17 protein-coding genes are annotated in these 19,319 nt (G+C 64.9%); 6 read left to right on the top strand and 11 right to left on the bottom strand.

Annotation, left to right across the window (positions count from 1 at the left end):
• Positions 1-67 precede the first annotated feature (67 nt).
• The 3 genes from DCM79_RS09355 (at position 68) to DCM79_RS09345 (ending at position 3,805) form a co-directional block, all read left to right on the top strand.
• Positions 68-1,144, top strand: a complete 1,077-nt coding sequence (locus DCM79_RS09355; RefSeq protein WP_257179576.1) for a methyl-accepting chemotaxis protein — start codon at positions 68-70, stop codon at positions 1,142-1,144.
• Between the two features lie 360 nt (positions 1,145-1,504).
• Positions 1,505-2,248, top strand: a complete 744-nt coding sequence (locus tag DCM79_RS09350) for an SDR family oxidoreductase (protein WP_257179575.1) — start codon at positions 1,505-1,507, stop codon at positions 2,246-2,248.
• Positions 2,249-2,512: 264 nt separating this feature from the next.
• A complete protein-coding gene (locus DCM79_RS09345; RefSeq protein ID WP_257179574.1) occupies positions 2,513-3,805 on the top strand; it encodes an adenylate/guanylate cyclase domain-containing protein in 1,293 nt (430 codons plus the stop codon).
• Here DCM79_RS09345 and DCM79_RS09340 read toward each other — a convergent pair.
• The 6 genes from DCM79_RS09340 to DCM79_RS09315 all read right to left on the bottom strand — a co-directional run bounded on the left by DCM79_RS09340 (position 3,793) and on the right by DCM79_RS09315 (position 10,132).
• Positions 3,793-4,797 (bottom strand): 4-hydroxythreonine-4-phosphate dehydrogenase PdxA, encoded by a 1,005-nt coding sequence (locus tag DCM79_RS09340; RefSeq protein ID WP_257179573.1) that lies wholly within the window; start codon positions 4,795-4,797, stop codon positions 3,793-3,795. The two genes, DCM79_RS09345 and DCM79_RS09340, sit on opposite strands and share 13 nt — an antisense overlap.
• On the bottom strand, positions 4,794-6,326 hold the full coding sequence (locus DCM79_RS09335) for a tripartite tricarboxylate transporter permease (protein ID WP_257179572.1): 1,533 nt from the start codon (positions 6,324-6,326) through the stop codon (positions 4,794-4,796). The genes DCM79_RS09340 and DCM79_RS09335 overlap by 4 nt, the downstream gene beginning before the upstream one ends.
• Positions 6,327-6,337: 11 nt before the next feature.
• Positions 6,338-6,820: a tripartite tricarboxylate transporter TctB family protein gene (locus DCM79_RS09330; protein ID WP_257179571.1), complete on the bottom strand. Its 483-nt coding sequence runs from the start codon at positions 6,818-6,820 to the stop codon at positions 6,338-6,340.
• A 207-nt stretch (positions 6,821-7,027) separates the two neighbouring features.
• A complete protein-coding gene (locus DCM79_RS09325; RefSeq protein WP_257179570.1) occupies positions 7,028-8,020 on the bottom strand; it encodes a tripartite tricarboxylate transporter substrate binding protein in 993 nt (330 codons plus the stop codon).
• Positions 8,021-8,074: 54 nt separating this feature from the next.
• A complete protein-coding gene (locus DCM79_RS09320) occupies positions 8,075-9,328 on the bottom strand; it encodes a CaiB/BaiF CoA-transferase family protein (RefSeq protein ID WP_257179569.1) in 1,254 nt (417 codons plus the stop codon).
• Positions 9,329-9,337: 9 nt separating this feature from the next.
• Positions 9,338-10,132 carry an enoyl-CoA hydratase/isomerase family protein gene (locus DCM79_RS09315; protein WP_257179568.1) on the bottom strand — a complete coding sequence of 265 codons (795 nt, stop codon included), beginning with the start codon at positions 10,130-10,132 and terminating at the stop codon, positions 9,338-9,340.
• A gap of 119 nt (positions 10,133-10,251) precedes the next feature.
• On the opposite strand from DCM79_RS09315, the gene DCM79_RS09310 reads away from it, so the two are divergent.
• The gene (locus tag DCM79_RS09310) at positions 10,252-10,917 is read left to right on the top strand and encodes a GntR family transcriptional regulator (RefSeq protein WP_257179567.1); all 666 of its coding nucleotides are present in this window, start codon (positions 10,252-10,254) and stop codon (positions 10,915-10,917) included.
• 163 nt (positions 10,918-11,080) lie between these two features.
• Positions 11,081-12,064, top strand: coding sequence for an MBL fold metallo-hydrolase (locus tag DCM79_RS09305; RefSeq protein WP_257179566.1), 984 nt, complete (start codon positions 11,081-11,083; stop codon positions 12,062-12,064).
• Positions 12,065-12,136: 72 nt separating this feature from the next.
• Here the strand turns inward: DCM79_RS09305 and DCM79_RS09300 are convergent, their stop codons facing one another.
• The 5 genes from DCM79_RS09300 to DCM79_RS31840 form a co-directional block, all read right to left on the bottom strand.
• Entirely contained in the window at positions 12,137-12,856 is a 720-nt protein-coding gene (locus DCM79_RS09300) for a haloacid dehalogenase type II (protein ID WP_257179565.1), read from the bottom strand.
• A gap of 142 nt (positions 12,857-12,998) precedes the next feature.
• Positions 12,999-14,000, bottom strand: coding sequence for a class II fructose-bisphosphatase (gene glpX, locus DCM79_RS09295; protein WP_257179564.1), 1,002 nt, complete (start codon positions 13,998-14,000; stop codon positions 12,999-13,001).
• 85 nt (positions 14,001-14,085) lie between these two features.
• On the bottom strand, positions 14,086-15,402 hold the full coding sequence (locus DCM79_RS09290; RefSeq protein ID WP_257179562.1) for a homoserine dehydrogenase: 1,317 nt from the start codon (positions 15,400-15,402) through the stop codon (positions 14,086-14,088).
• A gap of 28 nt (positions 15,403-15,430) precedes the next feature.
• Positions 15,431-16,651, bottom strand: a complete 1,221-nt coding sequence (locus tag DCM79_RS09285) for an LL-diaminopimelate aminotransferase (protein ID WP_028136621.1) — start codon at positions 16,649-16,651, stop codon at positions 15,431-15,433.
• Positions 16,652-16,866: 215 nt separating this feature from the next.
• Positions 16,867-17,034, bottom strand: a complete 168-nt coding sequence (locus DCM79_RS31840) for a hypothetical protein (RefSeq protein ID WP_373568070.1) — start codon at positions 17,032-17,034, stop codon at positions 16,867-16,869.
• Between the two features lie 361 nt (positions 17,035-17,395).
• Here DCM79_RS31840 and DCM79_RS09275 point away from each other — a divergent pair, with 361 nt between their 5' ends.
• On the top strand, positions 17,396-19,204 hold the full coding sequence (locus DCM79_RS09275) for an alpha/beta hydrolase (protein ID WP_257179560.1): 1,809 nt from the start codon (positions 17,396-17,398) through the stop codon (positions 19,202-19,204).
• Positions 19,205-19,319 lie beyond the last annotated feature (115 nt).

Here is a 19,319-nt window from a genome sequence, read left to right as displayed (position 1 = left end):
ATTCGATCTGTAATTTGTAGTTCCGGGTTCGTTGCAGATCAGACCTCATTGCCAAGGGATGCCCCCGATGTCTGCTGCGCTGGGTCTGAAGGCCAAGCCGATCGCCCCCGAACCCGCTGAGGACGATTCCGACATTTCCGCGCTGATCAACCGCCTCACCGCGGAGGTCAACCAGATCGCGGTCGACAAGACCAAGTCGATCCAGCAGATCACCAACCAGATGAAGATGCTGGCGCTGAACGCGCTGATCGAGAGCTCGCGCGCCGGCGCGCAAGGCGCGGGCTTTGCCGTGGTGGCGCAGGAGGTGCGCGGCGTCGGCCAGCAGGTCGAGACCATCGCACGCGAGCTCGAAACCCAATTGACGAAGCGCACCGGCGACCTCGTCTCCTCGATCGAACGCATGAGCCAGCGTTCGCGCGGCGAGCGCATGATGGACCTGTCGCTGAACGCGATCGAGCTGATCGACCGCAACCTCTACGAACGTACCTGCGACGTGCGCTGGTGGGCGACCGATTCCGCCGTGGTCGATTGTGCGGCATCGCCGAGCGCCGCAGCCGTTTCCCACGCCTCGCAGCGCCTGGGCGTGATCCTCGGGGCCTACACCGTCTATCTCGACCTCTGGCTCTGCGACCTCGACGGCAACGTCATCGCCAACGGCCGGGCCGACCGCTTCCGCGTCGTCGGCCAGAACGTCGCCCACACCAAATGGTTTCGCGAGGCGAAGGGCCTGCGCTCCGGCGACGATTACGTCGCAGGCGACGTCGAGAACCAGCCGCTGCTCGGCAACGCGCAGGTGGCGACCTATTGCGCCAGCGTCCGCGCCGGCGGCCAGGCGAACGGCGCGCCGATCGGCGTGCTCGCCATCCATTTCGACTGGGAGCCGCAGGCCCGTGCCATCGTCCAGGGCGTGCGCGTCGGCGACAGCGACAAGGCACGCGTGCTGCTGGTCGATTCGAACTTGCGCGTGATCGCGGCGTCCGACGGCCAGGGCATCCTCAGCGAGCGCATCTCGATCGCGCTGAACGGCCAGCGCTCCGGCTTCTATCATGACCACAACGGTTCACTGATCGCCTTCCATGCGACGCCGGGCTACGAGACCTATCGCGGGCTCGGCTGGTACGGCGTCATCATCTGCGGGGCGTGAGCCAGCGGGCCGATACAAAAAACGCGAAAACAACCCCATGCACAGTAGACTCGGGGTTGTTTTCATTGGCGTTTTGCGCCCGCCCGAACGCCGTCTCGCCAAGCTCTTTTGACACGTCGGGCAAAACGCCGGCCTTCCTGGCTCGGCCATGACCATGCCCCCACTCTATTACAAGAGGGGAATGATCCCCGACCGACCAGCTCGCATTCCCACATGCGCGATTGAGCATTTTCCGACGAACCAGGCCGATTCCGGGCAAAAGCTCGCCGCATTGCTCGGGTAGCGCTCGCGTTGAGCGGCGGACCGAGCGTCGCTTCACGCCTTCCAAGCTCACATTTGCCCCATGCTGAGGAGACTTTCATGAAGATTGTCGTGATCGGCGGGACCGGATTGATCGGATCCAAGCTCGTGGCGCGGCTCAAGCAGCAAGGTCACGAGGCCGTGGCAGCCTCGCCGAAATCAGGCGTGAATGCCGTGACCGGCGAGGGCCTCGCTGCGGCATTGGCAGCCGCGGATGTCGTCGTCGATGTTGCTAATGCGCCGTCGTGGGAGCCGGCCGCCGTGCTCGCATTCTTTGAGCGTTCAAGCGAAATTCTGGTTGCGACAGAGGCTGCCGCGGCGGTGAAGCATCACGTGACCCTGTCGATCGTCGGGACCGAGCGCTCGCCCGACAACGCCTATTTCCGTGCCAAGCTCGCGCAGGAGACAATCATCAAGTCCTCGCCGATCCCCTACTCGATCGTGCGCGCCACCCAGTTCTTCGAATTCCTCGGCGCCATTGCCGAAATGAGTACGATTGACGGCAAGGTCGTCGTTCCATCGGCCTTGTTTCAACCGATCGCTGCCGACGACGTCGCCGCTCACCTCGCTGAGGTGGCAACGGGCAAGCCGCTCAACGGCACGATCGACATCGCGGGTCCCGAGAAGGCTCCCTTCAATGAATTCATCGCACGCCGCCTGAAGGCATCCGGCGACACGCGACCGGTGGTCGGAGACCCGAAGGCGCCGTATTACGGCGGCCTTATCGACGATACATCGCTGAACCCGCTCGGCGCGGCGCGACTCGGAAAAACACCGCTCGCGACATGGCTCGCAAGCCTGTGAGACCTGCCATCACGAAACGACCGCAGTGAAGGCCCCCACAGCGCAGATCGCTGATCGCCACGATGTGGTGTTCGGCTCGGATCGCCCCCGACTCCATGGCGCGCCGGGCCTGAGATGCGTACAAGACTGCGCGACGATGGAACCGGCGCAGCTCTGGCGGAACACCACTTGTGGCACGTCCGGCACGTCCCAAATGAACGGGGTGGTCGATCGCCGGCTTTCGAACCGGCGGGCCATCCGAGGTTCTCCGCGACGGAGACCAGCATGCCGTCACCGGCACCCGCAAATGAGGCTGAGAGATTGGCCGCCCTACGCGCGCTCGACATCCTCGATAGCGCGCCTGAAGCCGCTTATGACGAGATCGCCGAGCTCGCGGCGCAACTTTGCGGCTGCCCGGTCTCCTACATCAGCTTCATCGACGACGAGCGGCGCTGGCTCAAGGCGCAGTATGGCCTACCGGCTGAAGTCACCGACGCTCCGCGCGAGAACGCAGTCTGCACAACGACGATCTGCGGCACCGAGCTGCTCGTCATTCCCGACCTGAAACGAGATCCGCGTTTCGAAAACAGCCCGATGGTCTCGCTGGAGCCATCCTGCCGATTCTATTGCGGCATGCCGCTCATCACCGATGAAGGTTATGCGCTCGGAACGCTATGCGTGATGGACTTCGAGCCGCGGCAGCTTTCCTTCGAGCAGACGGAAGCTCTCCGAATGCTGTCGCATCAGGTGCTGGCCCAACTGGAACTGCGCCGCAAGCTGATCGAATCCCGTCAGATCATCGAGCAGCTGGAGCAGGCACGCCTCGAGGCTGCTACCGAAAGAGAGCGTGCCGAGCAGCTGCTGCGTAACGTCTTGCCGGCACCGGTTGCCACCGAGCTGACGCGCCACGGCAGGGTCCAGCCGAGATACACCCGGTCGGCCACCATTCTGTTCGCGGATATCCAGGGCTTTACCCTGCTCGCCGAACGGACCGAGCCGGCCAGGCTGATCAATCTCCTCGACGAATATTTTTCGGCTCTGGACGACATCGGTGCCCGACACGGTCTGGAGAAGGTCAAGACCATAGGCGATGCCTATATGGCGGTTGCCGGGGTGCTCTCGCCCGACCGGCGGCACTCGATCGACGTTTGCCTGGCGGCGCTGGAGATGCGAGGCCAGCTCGACCATCTCGGAGCGCAATACGAAGCGACCGGCCAACGGGCCCTGCAATTGCGCATCGGGATACACACCGGCCCGGTCATCTCCGGTGTCGTCGGCAACCGCAGGATGACCTTCGACATCTGGGGTGATGCGGTCAACACCGCGTGGTTCATGGAAGCGTTCGGAACAGCGGGACGGATCAACGTCTCGGACACCGTGGCAGGGCACGTCCATGGGCTATTCGACCTGGAATCGCGCGGCCCCATCGAGGCCAAGCATGCGCGTGCGCACGAAATGTTCTTTCTCAATGGCCTGAAGAGGGAATATTCGCGTAACGAGGACGGCAATCTGCCGAACGATCGTTTTGTTTCAGAGTATCACCGCATTGGTGGTTCACGGTTGGCTCAGGAACGGTGACGCGCCGCCATCTCCGCGGCAAGCAGCACCGCCGCGCGGCTGGCGCCGATCGAGGCAATGCCCTGCCCTGCGATATCGTAGGCAGTGCCGTGCGCCGGCGTGCAGATCGGGAATGGGAAGCCGCCGAGTAAGGTGACGCCGCGATCGAAGCCCATCAGCTTCATCGCGATCTGGCCCTGGTCGTGATACATCGTCAGCACCGCATCGAAGGCGCCGGCCTTGGCGCGCAGGAAAACTGTATCGGCCGGGAACGGTCCCTCCGCCGCAATGCCCTCGCGCCGGCCGGCTGCGACCACGGGCGCGATCACGTCGATCTCCTCGCGGCCGAAATTGCCGCCGTCGCCGGCATGCGGATTGAGACCGGCGACCGCGATGCGCGGCCGCGCGAAGCCGGCCTTGCGCATGCAGGCATCGGTCAGCGCGAGCGCACGATGGATGCGCTCGCTGGACAGCCTTGCAGCGACGTCCCTCAGCGGAATGTGTGAGGTGACCCGCGCGTTCCAGAGCCGGTCCAGCACGTTGAACTCGCTGGCCGGCGTCTCGAGGCCGACCACCTCCGCGGAGAATGCGATCTCGTCGTCGTACTCGGCACGCGCAAGCCGCATCGCCTGCTTGTTGAAGGGGGTGAAGCAGACCGCGTCGACGCGGCCGTCGCGGCCCAGCGCGAGGGCATGCCGGTAATTGGTCAGCGCGAATTTTCCGCCGGCAAGCGTCGCGGTCTTCGGCTCGACCTCCCGCGGGTCGAGATGGCCGAGGTCGACGAACAGCGCCTCACCCGCTGCCGCGCGAAGGTCGGCGCCCTGCTCCACGGTCGCCAGCGCCGGCTTGACGCCGGCAACGCGCGCGCCCTCGTCGAAGATGCGGCGATCGGCGATCACGACGAGCCGGCAGCGCGCGCGGATGTCGTCCTGCGCCACCAGCTTGGCCGTCAGCTCGGGGCTGATGCCGGCGGGGTCTCCCATGGCGAGCGCAATCAGCGGCTTTGCGGTCATATGATCGCTTTCTCCTGGCTTGTCGCGTCGGGGGATGCGGGTTTGCGCCAAAGGCGCGCGAGCTGCAGCACGAGCGGCAGCAACAGCAGCGCGATCCCGGCCACGATCAGGCATGTCACCAGCTTGTTGGCAAAGAAGATGCCGAGGGATCCCTTCGACATCAGCATCGACTGCCGGAACGCGTCCTCGGCCTTGTCGCCGATGACGATGGCGAGCACGAGGGGCGCCAGCGGATAGAACAGCTTCTTGAACAGATAGCCGACGACGCCGAAGCCGAGCATCATGATGACGTCGAGATAGGAGTTCGAGACGGAATAGGCACCGACGACGCAGATGATCACGATCAGCGGCGCGATCACCACGAAGGGAATCCGCATCAAGGCGGCGAAGACCGGAACGGTAAGCAGCACCAGCACGACGGCGACGATGTTGCCGACATACATCGAGGCGATCAGGCCCCAGACAAAGTCCTTCTGGTCGACGAACAGCATCGGTCCGGGATTGAGGCCCCAGATCATCAGCCCGCCCATCATGACGGCCGCGGTGGCCGAGCCCGGAATGCCGAGCGCGAGCATCGGCAGCAGCGCGCTGGTGCCGGCGGCATGATCGGCGGTCTCCGGCGAGACGATTCCTTCGACCTCGCCCGTGCCGAAATAGCGGCCGCGGCGCGAGAACCGGCGCGCAATGCCATAGCTCATGAACGAGGCCGCGGTCGGGCCGCCCGGCGTAATGCCCATCCAGCAGCCGATCGCAGCGCTGCGCAGGAGCGCCACGCCATGCCGCGGCAGACGGCCGACCGCACGAAACACTTCGCGCCAGTCGATCTTGGAGGACACGGCGCGGGCATGAAACTCCTCCTCGACCGCGACCAGCAGCTCGCCGATGCCAAACAGGCCCATCACCGCGACAACGAAGCTGACGCCCTTGACGAGCTCGTCGATGCCCATGTTGAGGCGCACGCTGCCGGAGACGGTGTCGATACCGATCGCTGCGATGGCAAAGCCGATCGCGAGCGCCACGACCGTCTTGATCGGCGCCGCGCCGCCCATGCCGACGAAGCTGGCAAAGGCCAGGAAGTAGACCGCAAAATATTCGGCGGGACCAAAGGCGAGCGCGACCTGCGCCACCCAGGACGCCAGGAACGTGATCAGGACCACGCCGACCAGCGCGCCAAACGCCGCCGAACCGAAGGCGGTCGCCAGCGCCGTGGTCGGCCGGCCGTCCCGTGCCATGGGATAGCCGTCGAAGGTGGTCGCGACCGACGACGGCTCGCCCGGAATATTGAACAGGATCGAGGTCACAGAGCCACCGAACAGCGCGCCCCAATACATGCTGGAGAGCAGGATGATCGCCGACACCGGCTGCATGCCGAAGGTCAGCGGCAACAGCAGCGACACGCCGTTCGGCGCGCCCAGCCCCGGCAGCACGCCGACGAGAATGCCGAGCAGCACGCCGACGACCATCAGGGCCAGATGCGGCACGGTGACCGCGATGGTGAAGCCGTGCAGCAGCTCCGCGAGATTGTCCATCGGCTTCTCCGTCAGAACCCGAACGCGGCGGCGAGCGCACCGTGCGGCAAGCTGACCTGGAACATGCGCTCGAACACGACATAGAGTGCCAGCGCGGTCGCCCCCGCCATGGCGAGCGCGCGGGGCACGGATTGGTGCCGCGGGATCGCCAGCACGGCGAAGACATAGAGCGCCGAGGCGACGTACATCCCAGCGAGCGGAATCGCGGCCACGAAGATCGCGGCCGGCACGAACAGGCCGGCAAGCCGGCGCAATTCCACCTGTGTGATCGCGACCGGGACGTTGGCCAGGGACGCCACCGGCAGCACGCCCCGCACCAGATTGTAGAGGCTCCCGAGCACGATGATGATGCCGGTCAGGAACGGGAAGGTGCCGGCCTCGACGCCCGCGCTCGACCAGCCGATGCCGTTGTCGAGGCTGGAGATGACGACGGTCACGCCGAAGCCGCCGGTGAGGACGGCAGTGGCGAGTTCAAGCGCGCGGCGGGAGATCATGACGTAAAACCTTCGAAGGCTGCGCGGTCCCATGCGACAGCGAGGAGCCTGCCGAACCAGCTAGGCCTACATGGTTCGAGACGCCCGCTTTGGCGGGCTCCTCACCATGAGGGTCTGACATCGCGCCGCAAAGCACGACCTCATCCTGAGGGCCCGCCGCAGGCGGGCGTCTCGAAGGATGGCCGCAGGCGACCTGCCCACCCCGCCTCACTTCACCAGCCAGCCTTGCTCGCCGGCGACCTGCTTGACGTGTTCGAGGTCCGCCTTGATGAACTTGTCGAACTCGGCGCCGGTCAGGAAGGTGTCGACCTGAGACGTCTTCTCGATGTAGTCCTTCCATTCCGGCGTTGCCTGTACCTTCTTCATGAGGTCGACATAGAACGCGGCCTGGTCCGGCGTGACCTTGCCGGGCAGCCACACCGTGCGCGGCTGCTCATATTGCTTGATGTCGAGGCCCTGCTCGACGCAGGTCGGAACGTCGCTCCAGCCTTCGGTCGCGGTGACCTTCGGCCCCTGCGGCAACCGCTTCGGGCTGAACACGCAGAGCGGACGCTGCGTGCCGCCGCGCCATTGCCCGAGGCTCTCGCTGGGATTGTTGACGTGGGAGTCGAGATGTCCGCCGGCAAGCTGCACGGCGGTCTCGGCGCCGCTCTTGAAAGGGATGTAGGTCAGCTTGACCTTGCCGACCTTCTCGATCATGCGCGTCAGGACTTCGTCGGTGTCCTTGGACTGCGCGCCGCCCATCTTGAATTCGCCAGTTGCTGCCGCCTTCAGATAATCGCCGGCATTCTTGTAAGGCGAATCCTGCTTGACCCAGAGCAGGAACTCGTCCTGCGCCATCGCCGCGATCGGGGTGAGATCGGTGTAGTTGAAGGCGACCTTGGAGACGAGCGGCTGCTGCCAGGCGTTCGAGGTGCCGAAGATCACCTTGTAGGGATCGCCGGCCGACGCCTTGCCGTAGACGTAGCCTTCGGCGCCGCTGCCGCCGCCCTTGTTGACGACGACGACCGGCTGCTCCGTCAGCTTGTGCTTGGTGATGATGTTCTGCACCGCTCGGGCGAGATTGTCGGTGCCGCCGCCCGGCCCGGCGGTCGCCACGAACTCGATCGGCTTTTGCGGTTGCCAGGCACCGAGCGCCGGCATGGTGCCGGCGAGCACGGTCGCGGCCGCGGAGAGCAGAAATGTTGACGTCCGACCCATGATTTCCTCCAGCTGGAATTTTTTTATCTTTGGCCTTGTCGTATCGACGTCCGGTCAGGCGACGCGTTCCTCGCGTCTTGCCGAGCCCAGGACGATGGCGCCTTCTTTGGCGAGCGCTTCGATCTGCATCTGGTCGAACCCGTGCTCGGCCAGCACCTCTCTCGTGTGCTCACCGTAGACCGGTGCGCCTGACAGCACTTTGCCTGGGGTCTCCGAAAACTTCACGGGAAGCCCGATCGTCTTCACGGGACCGAGCGTGGAATGCTCGACCTCGACGACCATCTCGCGCGCCAGCGTCTGCGGATCGCTGAGCGCCTCCAGCATGTCGTGCACGGGGCCGCACGGCACGCCCTTCTCGTCCAGCGCGGCGAGCCAGTGCGCCCGCGATCGGGTGCGGAAGCGCTCGCTCAAGACCGCTTCGAGCTCCCTAAGATTCGCCATGCGGTCGGCGCCGTTGACGAAGCGCGGATCGACGGCGAGTTCACTCGCGCCGAGCGCCTCCAGCATTAACAGCCAGTGCTTCTTGTTGGCACCGCCGACCACGAGCCAGCCGTCCGAGGCTTCGAACGCCTGGTACGGCGCGTTGAGCGGGTGGGCCGAGCCCATCGCGCGCGGCGCGGTACCTGCGGCGAGCGCGATGGTCGACTGCCAATAGGTCTGCACCAGCGCGGCCTCGTACAGCGAGGTCTCGACCCACTGCCCCTCGCCGGTCTTGAGACGGTGCGTGTAGGCCGCAAGGATGCCCATGCTCGCGAGCAGGCCGGCAGTGATGTCGGACAGCGGCGGGCCGCATTTCACCGGCGGACCGTCGGGGCGTTCGCCGGTAAAGCTCATGATGCCGCTCATGGCCTGCGCGACGAGATCGAAACCACGGCGGTGCTTGTAGGGACCGGTGCGGCCAAAGCCCGACAGCGAGCAATAGATCAGCGATGGATATTGCTCGTGCAGCGCCTCGTAACCGAAGCCGAGACGTTCCATCGCGCCGGGCGCAAAATTCTCCACCAGCACGTCGGCCTCCGCGATCAGGCGGCGCAGCACCTGCTTGCCGCCCTCGGTCTTGAGGTCCAGCACGATGCCGCGCTTGTTGCGGTTCATCATCAGGAAGGAGGCCGCCTCATCCCCGATCTTCGGCGGCACCGAATGACGGGTATCGTCGCCGTTGGGCGATTTCTCGATCTTGATGACGTCGGCGCCCATGTCGGCGAGCATCAGGGTGCAGGTCGGCCCCGCCATGACATGGGTGAGATCGACGACCTTGAGGCCGGCGAGCGGTCCCGAACGGCGCGAGGTAGATGGCGAACTTTGCATCGGGGCGTCCTATTGGCCGCGCCATTGCGGCGCGCGCTTGTTGAGGAAAGCATCGAGCCCTTCGCGAAAATCCTGGCTCGTGTAGCACATCAGGATGAGGTCCTCGCCCTCGTCCCGCGACAGCCGCCGCTGCAGGCGGGCGACCGCCTGCTTGGTCGCGTTCAGCGTCAGCGGCGCGTGGCTCGCGAGCAGCCGGGCAACCTCGTCGGCACGGCGATCCAGCGCGGCGATATCCTCGACGACCTCGCCGAGCAGCCCGACGCTGGCAGCTTCCGCGGCGCCGACCAGGCGCGCGGTGAAAATCAGGTCCTTGACGCGCGCCGCGCCAACCAGCGCGGTGAGACGGCTGACGTTGGACATCGACAGGCAATTGCCGAGCGTCCGCGCGATCGGAAAGCCGATCTTCGCGCTTGCCGTGCCGATACGCAGGTCGCAGGCCGCGGCAATGCCCGCCCCGCCCCCGGTGCAGAACCCGTTGATCGCCGCAATGGTCGGCACCCGGCACTGCTCCAGCGTGGTCAGAACCCGGTCGATGCGGTTCTCGTAGTCGATCGCGTCCTGCGGCGTCTTGAACGCGCGGAACTGGTTGATGTCGGTGCCCGAGGCGAAGGCCTTGTCGCCGGCTCCGCGCAGCACCAGCACCTTGATGGTCTGGTCGCGGTTGGCCTGCTCGCAGATTGCGGCGAGCCGTTCGTACATCGCGAAAGTGAAGGCGTTGCGCGCCTGCGGCCGGTTGAAGGTGATCCGCCCGATGCCGTCGTTGCATTCAAAAACGAGGTCGTCCGCCTCCGCCGCCAGGTCCATTTCCTCATATCCTCTTGTTTTTTACATTTTTGAATGCAAAATCGGCGATTAGCAAGCTGGAACTTCGATATTTCGATCCGAAATTCACGTTTTGCATTCAAATTGGAGCGCTCCGTCCCATGCTTCACGAGGATGTCGTCAGCCGTATCCGTGCGATCCTGCTCGACGGCGAAATTCCGCCGGGCGCCCGGATTCCCGAGCGCGAGCTGTGCGAGCGGCTCGGCATCTCGCGCACGCCGCTGCGCGAAGCACTCAAGGTGCTCGCCGCCGAAGGGCTCGTGCAGCTCTTGCCGCATCGCGGCTCGCGCGCGGCAAAACTGACCGACAAGGACATGCGCGACCTGTTCGAAGTCTGCCAGGGCCTGGAGGCCCTCGCCGGCGAGCTCGCTTGCGAGCGCATCACGGACGCCGAGATCGACGCAATTGCCGCCGCGCATGCAGCCATGGTGCAGCATTATCGCGACGGCGACCTGATCCAGTACTACCGCGGCAACCGCGCCATTCACGAAGCCATCGTGACCGCGGCCGGAAATCCCGTGCTCGCGGGACTTTACACATCGGTGACGGCACGCATCCGCCGCGCGCGTTACGTCACGCCGATGACACCGCAGCGCTGGGCCCTCGCGGTGAAGGAGCACGAGGCGATCCTGAACGCGCTGCAGAGGCGCGACGGGGCCGGCCTCTCGCATATTCTGCGCGCGCATCTGCGCCACAAGCGCGAAGAGGTGCTGCAGGCCGGCTTTGCCGAAACGGAAGGCAACGATCTCGCACTGAGAATTGCGTGACGCGCAATTCCGCGGTCGGATGCACCCGCGAACCAATTCTACTTGCTAGCTTGTCGTAAGCGGCGCAGCATGGCTTCTGCCGACCTCTGGCCGCATGGCCGCTGGGGCCGGTCGCAACGCGCGAACAATCGCGCAAAGCAAAAGACAAAGGCGGAGGAAACGCATGACAATCGATGTCTCACGTCGATCTTTACTTGCACTTGGAGCCAGCCTTGGAGCTGGCCTTGGGGCGAGCGCGATGCTCGGCAGCAGCGCGTTGGCGCGGGCTCCCAAGCTCGGCACCCAGACGCCGTACTGGCACCGCTTCGTTCTCGGCGACGCCGAGGTGACCGTGGTGTCCGACGGACCGCTCCCGCTCGGCGACCCCTCCGGGACCTTCACCGGCGTCCCCAAGGAAGAGGTCAAGAAGATGCTGGCGGACAATTTCCTGTCGCCGGACAACGTCGTGCTCGAACAGAATTCGCCGATCGTGAACACCGGCGACAAGCTGATCTTGTTCGACACCGGCATGGGCTCATCGAAGATGTTCGGCGCCAGCACCGGCCGGCAGCAGAAAAGTATGACGGAGGCCGGCATCAAGCCCGGCGACATCGACGCCGTGGTCTGTTCGCATGCCCATATCGACCATATCGGCGGCATCGTCGATGAGGGCGGCAAGCCGCTGTTTCCGAACGCCCAGGTCTACATTTCGCAGACCGATTTCGACTTCTGGACCGACGAGGCCAAGCTCGGCGGCCCGGCCAAGGACTTCGTCGTTCATGCCCGCAAGAACCTGCTGCCGGTGCGCGACCGCATCGTGTTCTTCAAGGACGGCCAGGAATTCCTGCCCGGCGTGCAGGCGATCGCGGCGCCCGGCCACACCGTCGGCCACACCATCTTCATGGTGTCGTCGGCCGGAAAATCCTTCGCCTTCCTCGGCGACCTCTCGCACCATTCCGTGCTGTTGCTGGAGCGGCCGCGGATGGAGTTCTCCTACGACACCGATCCGAAGCAGGCGGCGGATACGCGGGTCAAGCTGCTGACGATGCTCGCGGCCAACAAGACCCCGGTGATGTCCTATCACTTCGCCTGGCCGGGCTACGGTCATGTCGCCAAGGCGGGCGACGGATTCCACTACTATCCGGAACCGATGAAGATGACGCTGTAGCGCAGATCACCTCCGGGCGGCGCTCGCGCTGCCCGGACCGCTGTTGCCGCGCACCTCGATCGAGGACGGCGGCTAGCACCCCAGCCTGTCGGCGATACCGCCAAAATCCTTGGCGACGATGTCCCACTTGCCGGTCGCCTCGAAGTCGACCTTCTGCAGCGGACCGTATTCCGTCGGCCGTGCCACGAACGCCGTCTTCAGCCCGTTCTTCTGCGCGGCCGCGAGATCACCATTGTGGGCGGCAACCATCATGACCTCCTCGGGCTTCAGGCACAGCAGCTTGGCTGCGCCGAGATAGGTCTCGGGATCGGGCTTGTAGTGCTCGAAAAGCTCGGCCGACATGATCAGGTCCCACGGCAGGCCGGCGAACTTCGCCATGTTGGTGAGCAGCGCGACGTTGCCATTCGAGAGCGGCGCGATCACGAACTTCGATTTCAGCCGCGTCAGGCCGGCGACGCTGTCCGGCCAGGGATGGAGCCGGTGCCAGCCCTTGGTGAGGTAATCGAGATCGGCGTCGGTGAGACCCTTGATCGCGAACTGTGCGACCAGCTTCTCCAGCGAGCGGCGGTGCAGATCGTCGAGCATGACGTAGCCGCGCTCGGGATGCTGGCGCACGTCGTCCATCGAGGCCATGTACATGCCGCGCCAGCCGTCGACCAGGGCGGTCCAGTCGGCGTTGATGCCGCGGCCCTTTGCCCACCACATGAAGTCGGTGATCAGGCTGGTGCGCCAATCCACGACGGTGCCGAACACGTCGAAGACCAGGGCTTTGACGGCGGAGAGATCGGACATGGCGCGCTTCCCTGTTATTCTTGTCGTCATTCCGGGGCGATGCGCAGCATCGAGCCCGGAATCCAGAAGTTGTGGCGCGAGATTCCGGGTTCTCCCGGCCGCGCGCTTTGCGCGGTCCCGTCGCCCCGGAATGACGGACTTCTCAGTCCAGATGGAACTTGGCGAGCTCGCGGTGCTCGGCCTTGATGTAGCGCACGGTGCCGGTGACGGAGCGCATCACCACCGTCTCGGTCTCGATCACGCCGTCCTTGCGGAACTTGACGCCTGACAGCAGCGAGCCCGTGGTGACGCCGGTGGCGGCGAACAGGCAGTCGCCGCGCGCCATGTCCTCGATGCCGTAGATCATCTTGGGGTCGTTGACGCCCATCTTGGCGGCACGCTCGATCTTCTCCCCGGAATCCAGGATCAGACGGCACTGCATCTGGCCGCCGATGCAACGCAGCGCCACGGCGGCGAGCACGCCTTCCGGCGCGCCGCCCGTGCCGAGATACATGTCGACGCCGGTGTTGTCGGGATCGGCGCAGTGGATCACGCCGGCGACGTCGCCGTCGGTGATCAGGCGCACCGCGGCGCCGGTGGAGCGCACGCTCTCGATGATGCTGGCGTGACGCGGACGGTCGAGCACGAGAACGGTGATCCCCTCCGGCTTGACGCCCTTGGCCTTGGCGAGGCGGCGGACGTTGTCGGCCGGGCTCGCATCGAGCTCGACCACGCCCTTGTCGTAGCCGGGACCGATCGCGAGCTTCTGCATGTAGACGTCGGGAGCGTGCAGCAGCGTGCCGCCGTCGGCCATCGCCATGGTGGCGATCGAGCCCGGCATGTTCTTGGCGCACAGCGTGGTGCCTTCGAGCGGATCGACCGCGATGTCGACCTCGGGACCGGCCTTGAGGCCGACCTGCTCGCCGATATAGAGCATCGGCGCCTCGTCGCGCTCGCCCTCGCCGATCACGATGGTGCCCTGGATCGGCAGCTTGTTGAGCTCGCGCCGCATGGCGTCGACCGCGGCCTGGTCGGCCGCCTTCTCGTTGCCGTGGCCGCGCAGGCGCGCCGACGACACTGCCGCCCGCTCCGTCACCCGCACGATCTCCAGCGTCAGGATGCGCTCGAGCAACGCTTGCGGCGGGACTGAAATATGGGTCGACATCGGCTAACTCCTTCAAACCGGTTTGGGACAGAATTCTCTGCCCGCATCAATTCGCAACGCCCACGATTCGTTCGAACGAACCGCCTCAGTTCTTCTCGATCCGGATCACCTGCGGCCGTCCGCTGATCACCTTGTCCTTCTGCACGGCCGCAAGGGCGCGGCGCACGGCATCCTCGTGCGTGGCATAGGTGATCAGGATGACGGGCACGGGGACCGCCTTGCCGCTATCAGGCGCAGCGCCTCCATTGGGATGACGCTGCACGATCGACTCGATCGAAATCTTCTGCTCGGCAAGCCGGGTCGCGATCGCAGCCGCGGTGCCGGGGAAATCGCGTGCCAGAAGGCGGATGTAATAGCCGCCCTCGTGGCGCTCCATCGGCGCCTTCTTGGTGTCGCGCAATTGCGCAATGGGCCGGCCGAACGGATTGGCGCGGATGCCGCGCGCGACGTCGGCGATGTCGGCGACCACGGCTGACGCGGTGGCGGCGCCGCCGGCGCCTGGTCCCACCAGCGTGATCGGCGGAATGCCCTCGCCGTCGATCGTGACCGCATTGGTGACACCCATCACCTGCGCGATCGAGGAAGATTTCGGCACCATGGTCGGATGCACGCGCTGCTCGATGCCCTTGGCGGTGCGCACCGCAACGCCGAGCAGCTTGACGCGGTAGCCGAGCTCGGATGCCGCGCGCAGATCTTCCGGTGCGATCGATGAGATGCCTTCGACATACACCGCGCTTTGAGCAACTTTCGTGCCGAAGGCGAGGCTGGCAAGGATCGCGAGCTTTTGCGCGGTATCGTGGCCGTCGACGTCAAACGATGGATTGGCCTCGGCATATCCGAGCCGCTGTGCGTCCTTGAGGCATTCGGCGAAGGACAGACCCTCCTGCTCCATCCGGGTCAGGATGTAATTGCAGGTGCCGTTGAGGATGCCGTAGACGCGGTTGATGCCGGTGCCGGCAAGCCCCTCGCGCAACGTCTTGATGACGGGGATCGCGGCGCCGACGGCTGCCTCGAAATTCAGCGCTCCGCCGTGCTTTTCAGCCGCCTTGGCGAGCTTGAGTCCGTGCTTGGCCAGCAGCGCCTTGTTCGCGGTGACGACCGACTTGCCGGCGCTCAGCGCGGCGTCGACCGCCGACAGCGCGGGATCGCCGGCGCCGCCCATCAGCTCGACGAAGCAATCGATGCCGGGATGGGTGGCAAGCGCGATCGGGTCCTTCGCCCATTCGAAGCCGCGCAGATCGATGCCGCGCTTCTTCGTCTTCGAGCGCGCGGTGACCGCAACCACGCGGATGCCGCGGCCGCTGCGCCCTGCGAGCACGCGCGCCTGCGTTTCGATCAAGCGGATGACTTCGGCACCCACGGTGCCGAGCCCCGCTATGCCCACTTTCAGGGGTGCGACCATGATACTTCAGAAAACCTGCAGAAGAGAATTAGCGCCGATTGGCGAGTGGAACCACGTTGTGCAACGTTTCGATGCCGCTTTCAAGGAAGCGTCGCACGCCGCGCGCGGCCTGCCTGATCCGTTGCTCGTTTTCCACCATGGCGATGCGGACATATCCTTCACCATGCTCGCCGAAGCCGACGCCGGGCGAGACCGCAACGCCGGATTTCTCCACCATCAGGGTGGCGAACTGCATGCTGCCGACGCTGCGGAAGGCCTCCGGCAGAGGCACCCAGGCGAACATCGAGGCCTCCGGCGGCGGGATCTCCCACCCCGCACGGCCGAACGATTCAACCAGCGCATCGCGGCGCTTGCGATAGGTGTCGCGCATCTCCTTGATGCAATCATCCGGACCGTTCAGCGCCGCGGTCGCGGCCACCTGGACCGGCGTGAACGCGCCGTAATCGAGGTAGGATTTGACGCGGGCGAGCGCGGCGATCACGCGCTCGTTGCCGACCGCAAAGCCCATGCGCCAGCCGGCCATCGAATAGGTCTTCGACATCGAGGTGAACTCGACCGTGCAGTCCATCGCGCCGGGCACCTGGAGCACCGAGGGCGGCGGGTTGCTCTCGTCGAAATAGACCTCGGCATAAGCGAGATCGGACAGGATCAGGATCTCGTGCTTCTTGGCGAAGGCGACGAGGTCCTTGTAGAAATCGAGGCTCGCGACATAGGCGGTCGGGTTCGAGGGATAGCAGACCACGAGCGCGAGCGGCTTGGGGATCGAATGGATGATCGCCCGTTCGGCCGCCTCGAAGAATTGCGGCGTCGGCTCGGAGGGCACCGAGCGGATCACGCCGCCCGCCATCAAGAAGCCGAAGGCGTGAATCGGATAGCTCGGGTTCGGACAGAGGATGACGTCGCCGGGCGCGGTGATCGCCTGCGCCACGTTGGCAAAGCCCTCCTTCGAGCCGAGCGTCGCCACGATCTGGGTGTCAGGGTTGAGCTTCACCCCGAAGCGGCGGGCGTAGTAGCCGGCCTGGGCCCGGCGCAGTCCGGGGATGCCGCGGGACGCCGAGTAGCGGTCGGTGCGCGGCTTGCCCAGCGTCTCCTTGAGCTTCTCCAGCACATGTGCCGGGGCCGGCAGATCCGGGTTGCCCATGCCGAGGTCGATGATGTCGGCGCCGGCATTCCGCGCGGCCGCCTTGGCCCGGTTGACCTGCTCGAACACGTAAGGCGGAAGGCGGCGGATGCGGTAAAATTCTTCCATGGCTCTCTGGGCTCCCGGGCAACCGGTCAGGACAGAATCGAAAGACAGGACGGCTTTACGGAAAAGGGCTCGGTCCCGTTGCGAAAATCACTCAAAATCAAATACTTAGAGCAATCATCGACAGCGAAGGCTGAGGTCGTTCGCCCTGACTCTCGGCTGAACCCAGGTCTTTTAGCACGGCAAGGCGGGGGCGCCAGAGATTACGTTGCACCGCCTCATTTCGCGTCCTTGGCGGCGGCCGCCTGGCGATCGCGCGCGGCGGCGAGCTCGGCCTCGATCTTGGCGCGCTGCTCCAGCGAAATGACGGCTTGATCGCGATCCGGCGGCAGGTCGTGCACCGGCAGATAGCTCCCGGGCTCCCTTGCAGGTGCCTGCGCGTCCATCGGCGTCATATCCGCGAACTGACTCGAACAGCCGCCCAGCACAAATGCCACGCTCAGCAGCGCGCCACCGATCAGCAGCGATCTCTGTAGGACCCTCAACGCCAACACTTTGGGAAATCCCCTGCTCGTCCCAATGCAAGCTGCCGCACACTAACCCGACAACCTGCCCAAGCTCAAACCATTGCTGCCCACAAATGGAACGAGCGAGAAAACACCAAAGGCCCACGACCGGAGGGTTGCACCGCGATTGTGACAAAACCAAGAAACTTTGTCGCAGTGCAGCACATCTTCGAGCGTGTTTAACGTCAAACATGCGAGCTTCGCGGTGACGAATAAGGAATGACTCGTTACTGTTCTGCCCATGAGTATGGCCACGACCGATACGCCTAAACCCGAGACGAAGTTCGATGCGGAAGCCTTCGCGATGAATGTCGCGCGGGCGATGGAGAGCGGCGGCAAGGCGCTTGCGGCCTACCTCAAGCCGCGCGAGAGCGGCGAGGTGCAGGATCGGCCGCCGGCAGAGCTTGCCGACGTCGTCAAGACCTTCACCTCGGTTGCCGAATATTGGTTGTCGGATACGTCCCGCTCGTCCGATCTGCAGACCAAGCTCGCCAAGGATTATCTCGACCTCTGGGGCTCGGCGGTGCGCCGCATGGCCGGCCAGGACGCTGCCCCTGCGATCGCGCCCTCGCCGCGCGACAAGCGCTTCGCCGATCCGGAATGGAAGTCGAACCAGTTCTTCGATTTCGTCATGCAGCTCTATCTGCTCACGACCAAATGGGCGCAGGATCTGGTGCGCGATGCCGAAGGCCTCGATCCGCATACCCGCCGCAAGGCCGAGTTCTACGTCCAGCAGGTCACCAACGCGCTGTCGCCGTCCAATTTCGTGCTGACCAATCCGGAGGTGCTGCGCGAGACCCTGGCGAGCAGCGGCGAGAACCTGGCGCGCGGCCTTTCGATGCTGGCCGAGGACATCGCGGCCGGCAAGGGCATGCTGAAGATCCGCCAGTCCAACCCGGACAATCTCGTCGTCGGCGTCAACATGGCGACGACGCCGGGCAAGGTGATCTATCAGAACGAGATGATGCAGCTGATCCAGTATTCGCCGACCACGGAGACGGTGCTGCGCACCCCGCTCCTGATCGTGCCGCCATGGATCAACAAGTTCTACATCCTCGATCTCAAGCCGGAGAAATCCTACATCAAGTGGTGCGTCGACCAGGGCATCACCGTGTTCGTGATCTCATGGGTCAATCCCGACAAGCGGCTCGGCAACAAGAGCTGGGAAGACTACATGAAGGAAGGCCCGCTCACGGCGATGGACGTGATCGAGAAGGTCACCGGCGAGATGAAGGTGCACACCGCCGGCTATTGCGTCGGCGGCACCATGCTCGCGACCACGCTGGCCTGGCTCGCCGAGAAGCGCCGCCAGCGCGTCTCGTCGGCGACGTTCTTCGCGGCCCAGGTCGACTTCACCCATGCCGGCGACCTCCTGGTGTTCGTCGACGAGGAGCAGATCTCTTCGCTCGAGCAGGACATGAAGGCGGCCGGCGTGCTCGAAGGCTCGAAGATGGCGATGGCCTTCAACATGCTGCGCTCCAACGATCTGATCTGGTCCTACGTGGTCAGCAATTATCTCAAGGGCCAGCAGCCGAGCGCGTTCGACCTCTTGCACTGGAATTCCGACGCGACCCGCATGACCGCGTCGAACCATTCCTACTATCTGCGCAATTGCTATCTGGAGAACCGGCTCTCCACCGGCACGATGGTGCTCGACAACACCCTGCTCGATCTCTCCAAGGTCAAGGTCCCCGTCTACAACCTCGCCACCCGCGAGGACCACATCGCGCCGGCGGAATCGGTGCTGTACGGCTCGCAATTCTTCGGCGGTCCGGTGAAATATGTGCTGTCGGGCTCGGGCCATATCGCAGGCGTGGTCAATCCGCCGGCCTCCAACAAGTACCAGTACTGGACCAACGACAACATCAAGGACGTCAGCGTCACCGAGTGGATAAAGGGCGCGGTCGAGCACAAGGGCTCGTGGTGGCCGGACTGGCGGCAATGGCTGGGCGAGCTCGATCCGGAGCAGGTTCCGGCGCGCCTGCCGGGGAGCGAAGCATTCCCGCCGATCGAGGATGCGCCCGGCAGCTATGTCAGGGTCCGCGCATAGGGCATGATCCGGACAAGTGCGGAGCGGTTTTCCGATTGGATCATGCACAAACAAGCAACGAAGCTTTCTTTGCGCATGGCGAAATCTCCCGCGCTTTCGTATAGACTCGCGCTCA

The sequence above is a fragment of the Bradyrhizobium sp. WBOS07 genome, from assembly GCF_024585165.1.
GTDB lineage: Bacteria > Pseudomonadota > Alphaproteobacteria > Rhizobiales > Xanthobacteraceae > Bradyrhizobium > Bradyrhizobium japonicum_B.
This window is presented reverse-complemented; position numbering and strand designations above follow the sequence as displayed.

Coding starts and splice junctions, on each gene's coding strand:
- DCM79_RS09355 (WP_257179576.1), top strand. CDS start 68: ATGTCTGCTGCGCTGGGTCTGAAGGCCAAGCCGATCGCCCCCGAACCC.
- DCM79_RS09350 (WP_257179575.1), top strand. CDS start 1,505: ATGAAGATTGTCGTGATCGGCGGGACCGGATTGATCGGATCCAAGCTC.
- DCM79_RS09345 (WP_257179574.1), top strand. CDS start 2,513: ATGCCGTCACCGGCACCCGCAAATGAGGCTGAGAGATTGGCCGCCCTA.
- DCM79_RS09340 (WP_257179573.1), bottom strand. CDS start 4,797: ATGACCGCAAAGCCGCTGATTGCGCTCGCCATGGGAGACCCCGCCGGC.
- DCM79_RS09335 (WP_257179572.1), bottom strand. CDS start 6,326: ATGGACAATCTCGCGGAGCTGCTGCACGGCTTCACCATCGCGGTCACC.
- DCM79_RS09330 (WP_257179571.1), bottom strand. CDS start 6,820: ATGATCTCCCGCCGCGCGCTTGAACTCGCCACTGCCGTCCTCACCGGC.
- DCM79_RS09325 (WP_257179570.1), bottom strand. CDS start 8,020: ATGGGTCGGACGTCAACATTTCTGCTCTCCGCGGCCGCGACCGTGCTC.
- DCM79_RS09320 (WP_257179569.1), bottom strand. CDS start 9,328: ATGCAAAGTTCGCCATCTACCTCGCGCCGTTCGGGACCGCTCGCCGGC.
- DCM79_RS09315 (WP_257179568.1), bottom strand. CDS start 10,132: ATGGACCTGGCGGCGGAGGCGGACGACCTCGTTTTTGAATGCAACGAC.
- DCM79_RS09310 (WP_257179567.1), top strand. CDS start 10,252: ATGCTTCACGAGGATGTCGTCAGCCGTATCCGTGCGATCCTGCTCGAC.
- DCM79_RS09305 (WP_257179566.1), top strand. CDS start 11,081: ATGACAATCGATGTCTCACGTCGATCTTTACTTGCACTTGGAGCCAGC.
- DCM79_RS09300 (WP_257179565.1), bottom strand. CDS start 12,856: ATGTCCGATCTCTCCGCCGTCAAAGCCCTGGTCTTCGACGTGTTCGGC.
- glpX (WP_257179564.1), bottom strand. CDS start 14,000: ATGTCGACCCATATTTCAGTCCCGCCGCAAGCGTTGCTCGAGCGCATC.
- DCM79_RS09290 (WP_257179562.1), bottom strand. CDS start 15,402: ATGGTCGCACCCCTGAAAGTGGGCATAGCGGGGCTCGGCACCGTGGGT.
- DCM79_RS09285 (WP_028136621.1), bottom strand. CDS start 16,651: ATGGAAGAATTTTACCGCATCCGCCGCCTTCCGCCTTACGTGTTCGAG.
- DCM79_RS31840 (WP_373568070.1), bottom strand. CDS start 17,034: ATGGACGCGCAGGCACCTGCAAGGGAGCCCGGGAGCTATCTGCCGGTG.
- DCM79_RS09275 (WP_257179560.1), top strand. CDS start 17,396: ATGAGTATGGCCACGACCGATACGCCTAAACCCGAGACGAAGTTCGAT.